General features: G+C 63.7%; 1 protein-coding gene. It reads left to right on the top strand.

From position 1 onward, the window contains the following. Positions 1–5,452: non-ribosomal peptide synthetase (locus N5D61_RS26350; RefSeq protein ID WP_279894756.1), on the top strand; the 5,452-nt coding region annotated here is incomplete at both ends.

The raw sequence follows: 5,452 nt of genomic DNA on the forward strand, positions 1-5,452 counted from the left end.
TGAGGCGCTGGTCATTGTGCGTGACGGGGCGAACGGCAAGCAGCTATTGGGCTACGTCGGCGGTAACGACCTCAACGACGAGCAGATCAAACAGCAGCTCAAAGTGACCCTCCCGGAACACATGATTCCGGCGCACATCATCGTCATGGCGCGCCTGCCACAACTGCCCAACGGCAAGCTGGACCGCAATTCGCTGCCGGACCCGCACGTCAGCTCCGTTGACTACCAGGCGCCGCAAACCGCGTTGGAACAGCAACTCGCCGCGTTGTGGCAACCATTGCTGGGCCTCGACGCGGTGGGGCGCAACGATCACTTCTTCGAGCTTGGCGGCCACTCGTTGCTGGCGATGCAACTGATTTCGCGCCTGCGCCATGAGCACGGCCTCAGCGTGCCGCTGCGCGTGCTGTTTGAGGCGCCGCGTCTGGCGGATTTTGCCCTGCGCGTCGCGCAACTGGAGGCACCCGCGCAGCAGCTTGAACTGACGCCGCGGCACGCCACGCAAGCGGTGCAATCGTACTCGCAACAACGCCTGTGGTTCCTCGACCAACTGCAACCGGGCGGCCACACCTACAACCTGCCGGGCGCGGTGCGTTTCATCGGCGAGCTGAATGAAGAGGCCTTGCAGGCCGCCTTCAATGCGCTGACTCAACGCCATGAAGTGCTGCGGACCCGATTCGTCGCAGGGGAAGGCCTTCCGCTGCAGAAAATCGAGGCTGCGCGTTCGGTCGAGATCGAACGTCTGGACATCAGCGCTGAATCCGACGTTGAAGCCGCGTTCAATCGGTTGGCGCGAGGCTTCGTCCAGCGTCCGTTCAACCTGGCCCACAGCCCGGTTTGGCGCGTGGCGCTGGTGCGTGTGACGGCAAACGAACAGCGCCTGCTGCTGTGCCTGCACCACATGATTTCGGACGGCTGGTCGGTTGGCGTGCTGCTGCAGGAGTTCAGCGAGCTGTACGCCGCAGCGGTGGAAAGCCGTGCTGCGCGACTGGTCGAATTGCCGGTGCAGTACGCCGACTTCGCCGCCTGGCAGCGCGACTGGCTGGCAGCAGGGGAAGCCGAGCGGCAACTGCGCTACTGGCGTGAACAACTGGGTGACGACCATCCGGTGCTGGAACTGCCGACCGACCGTCCGCGTCCGGCGCAGCAAAGCTACCAGGGTGATCGCCTGTTGTTTGCCTTCGACACCGCGTTCAGCGAGCGCCTGCGTGCGTTCGCCAAGGCTCAGGGTGTCACGCCGTTCATGGCTGTGCTTGCGGCGTATCAGGTGCTGCTGCATCGCCTGAGCGGGCAGAACGATCTGCGCATTGGCGTGCCGATTGCCGGGCGTTCGCGACTGGAAGTGGAGGGTTTGATTGGCTTCTTCGTCAGCACGCAAGTCGTGCGGGCCGAAGTCTCGGCAGAGCAGACCTTCCGTGAAGTGCTGGAGCAAGTCAAAGCCCGGACCCTTGGCGCCCAGGCCCACCAGGACTTGCCGTTCGAGCAACTGGTCGAGGCGCTGCAACCTGAGCGCAGCCTGAGCCACAACCCGCTGTTCCAGGTGGCGTACGACCATCAGCAACGCGCATTCGACCAGCTTGTATTGCCTGGCGTAGAGGCTGAAATTCTGCCGCTGGACGATGGCAGCAGCCAGTTCGACCTGGCGCTGAACACCCATGAAGACGCCAACGGCGCATGGGGTGGGTCGTGGAATTACGCCACCGATCTGTTCGACCACCGCAGCATCGAGCGCCTGCACGGGCGCTTCGTGCAGTTGTTCGCGCAATTGCTGGAGCAGCCCGACGCGGCGATTGGCGATTTCGAGGTGCTGGATTTGAAGGACCGTGCGCAGTTGGCCTTGGTCAACGACACGAGTCGTGAATGGTCGGCTGAAACGCCCATCGTGCATCGCCATTTCGAGCGTCTGGCCGCGCTGCATCCTGCGCGTGAAGCCTTGCGTTGTGGCGATCAGGTGTTGAGCTATCAGCAACTGGATCAGCGTGCTAACCAACTCGCGCATTACCTGCTTGCTCAGGGTGTGGGCCGTGAATCGCTGGTCGGCGTGGCGACGCTGCGCTCCGTGGAAATGGTCGTGGCCTTGTACGCGGTAGTGAAGGCGGGCGCTGCGTACGTGCCGCTGGACCCGGAATACCCGGTGGACCGCTTGCGGCACATGCTGGAAGACGCCGGGATTGGTTTGCTGCTGAGCCATGACGCGGTGATCGATGACTTGCCTGTTGTCGAAGGCTTGCAGGTGCTGAACCTGGACCGTCTGGCATTGGATGATCAGCCGGTCACAGCGCCGGTTGTAGAGATTCATCCCGAGCAACTGGCCTACATGATCTACACCTCCGGCTCCACCGGGAAACCCAAAGGCGCAGGCAACACCCACGCCGCGCTGTTCAACCGTTTGGCGTGGATGCAGGACGCTTATCAACTCGACGCCACCGACGCCGTGCTGCAAAAGACGCCGTTCAGTTTCGACGTCTCGGTGTGGGAGTTCTTCTGGCCGCTGATGGTGGGTGCGCGTCTGGTCATGGCCCAGCCGGGCGATCATCGCGATCCGGCCTTGCTCAAGGCCTTGATCGCTGATCAGCAGATCACCACGTTGCACTTCGTGCCGTCGATGCTCGCTGCGTTCATGGCCCAGGACGATATGGCCGGCTGTGCTTCGCTGAAACGCATCGTCTGCTCTGGCGAAGCCCTGCCTGCGGACCTTGCACGGGACACCTTGCAGCGCCTGCCAAACGCCGGGCTGTTCAACCTCTACGGCCCGACTGAAGCGGCCATCGACGTGACTCACTGGACGTGCGTCAATGAGCCGGGTGCGTCGGTGCCGATTGGCCGCCCGATTGCCAACCTGCAAATCCACATCCTCGACAGCCGCTTGAACCCGCAGCCGATTGGCGTGCCGGGGGAGTTGTACATCGGCGGCGACGGGCTGGCTCGCGGCTACCATCAACGCCCCGGCCTGACCGCCGAGCGTTTTGTCGCCAGCCCGTTTGGCAATGGCGAGCGCCTGTACCGCACGGGCGATCTGGCCCGCTGGCGGGCCGACGGCGCCGTGGAATACCTGGGCCGTCTCGACCATCAGATCAAACTGCGCGGCTTGCGGGTGGAGATCGGCGAGATCGAAGCGGCGTTGCTGGATCACCCTGCGGTCAACGAAGCCGTGGTCGTGGCCCGCGAACTCGCCACCGGCATGCAGCTCGTGGGCTATCTGGTGGCTGACGCGTTTGACGAAGAGCAACTGCGCGCCCAACTGAAACAACGCCTGCCGGACTACATGGTCCCGGCGCATCTGGTGACGCTGGACAAATTCCCGCTGTCGGCCAACGGCAAACTGGACCGCAAGGCCTTGCCTGAACCGCAGGTGCAGCAACGGGACTTCGAAGCGCCGCTGGACGGGGTCGAAAGTGAACTGGCCGCCCTGTGGCTAGACCTGCTCGGCGTTGAGCAGATCGGGCGTCGTGATCATTTCTTCGAACTCGGCGGGCATTCGCTGCTGGCGATTCAACTGGTGGCGCAGGTCCGTCGCGATCTCTCACTGGAACTGCCGCTACGCGCTCTGTTTGATGCGCCAGTGCTGGCCGATCTCGCCCAGTACCTGAGCAGCCGCGCCGAGCGTGCGGCGTTGCCCGCGCTGTTGCCCCGCGGCGAGCATGACGTTGCGCCGCAGTCGTTCGCGCAACAGCGGCTGTGGTTCCTCGCGCAACTGGAACCGGACAGCGCGGCCTACAACCTGCCGTGCGTGCTCAAACTGAGTGGCGCGTTGCAGGTCGACGCCTTGCAGCGCAGCTTTGACGCGTTGGCGGCCCGCCACGAAAGTCTGCGCACCTGTTTCCAGCCGGGCGAGCAGGGCATTGCGCTGCAACGCATCCTGCCGGTGAGCAGCGTGAAGATGGCGCGGCATGACCTTCGCGACATTGCCAATGTCGAGGCTGATTTCAGCGAACTGGCCCATGCCTTCATGAACCAGCCGTTCGACCTCGACGCCGAGCGCGCACCGTGGCGTGTGGCGCTGGTACGAGTGGCCGAAGATCAATGGCGGCTGCTGCTGTGCATGCACCACATCATCTCCGATGGCTGGTCGGTGCAGGTCATGCTGGAAGACTTCGCCACCCTCTATCGCGCCTTCTCCAACGGCGAAAACGCCAGTCTGCCGAGCTTGGGCGTGCACTACGCCGACTATGCGATCTGGCAACGTGAGGTGCTGAGCGGCAAGGAGCGCGAGCGTCAGTTGAGCTGGTGGCGCGAGGCATTGGGCGATGAGCACCCGGTGCTCGAGCTGCCCGCCGACCGTTCACGCCCGGCCGAGCGTGACGGTCAGGGCGGACGTCATGCGTTTGTGTTGCCCCAGGCGCTGGCTGACCAACTGCGGCAGACGGCGAGAACGCAAGACGTCACGCTGTTCATGCTGTTTCTGGCGTCTTTCGACACCCTGTTGTACCGCCTCAGCGGCCAGCGCGATCTGCGCATCGGCGTGCCGGTGGCCGGGCGTGCCGAGCTGCAAACCCAAGGGTTGATTGGTTTCTTCGTCAATACCCTGGTGCTGCGTGCGCAGGTCAGCGGCGATCAGCCGTTCACCCAATTGCTGGCGCAGGTCAAAGACAACCTGCTGGGCGCCCATGCCCATCAGGACCTGCCGTTCGAACAGTTGGTGGAGGCGCTGCAACCGGCGCGCAGCCTGAGCGTCAACCCGTTGTTCCAGGTCAGCTACAACCACCAGCAGCAACCGGACATGTCGCTGCTGCAATTCGACGGCCTGAGCTGCGAAGCGCAGCAGTGGGACATCAAGGGCGCGCAATTCGATTTGGTGCTAGGCACGTTCGAACATCAGGACGGCCGCATCAGCGGCTACCTGGACTACGCCATCGACCTGTTCGACGCCTCGACCGTGGAGCGCCTGTACGGCCAGTTGCTCACCGTGCTGAATGCCGTTTGCGCACAGCCGCAGACCGCAATTGGCGACCTGCCGCTGCTCAGTGAGGCCGATCTGGCGGCGCTGGATCGGTGGAATACGCCACCGTTCTCGCCGTATGCGGATCGCCCGATTCACGAACTGATCGCCGATCACGCCCGCTTGCGCCCGGAGGCGATTGCCCTGGTGCATGGCGAACAACGCCTGACTTTCGCCGAGTTCGACCGGCGCGCCAACCAACTCGCTCATGCATTGCGCGCCCGTGGCATCGGCACCGAGGTGCGGGTGGCGATTGCCATGGAACGTGGCGTCGATTTGTGGCTGTCATTCATGGCGGTGTTGAAAGCCGGTGGTGCGTACATTCCGCTGGACCCGGATTACCCGACCGAACGCCTGCGCTACATGCTCGAAGACGGCGGGGTGAAGCTGCTGATCTCCCACGACGCGGCGTTGAATCGCGTGCCGGTGGGTGACGTGCCGTTGCTCAATCTGGATCAGCTGGACGTCTCCAACGAACCGGTCACAGCACCGGGCGTTGTGATTCATCCGCAGCAG

The organism is Pseudomonas sp. GD03842, from assembly GCF_029841165.1.
In the GTDB taxonomy this organism is placed as follows: domain Bacteria; phylum Pseudomonadota; class Gammaproteobacteria; order Pseudomonadales; family Pseudomonadaceae; genus Aquipseudomonas.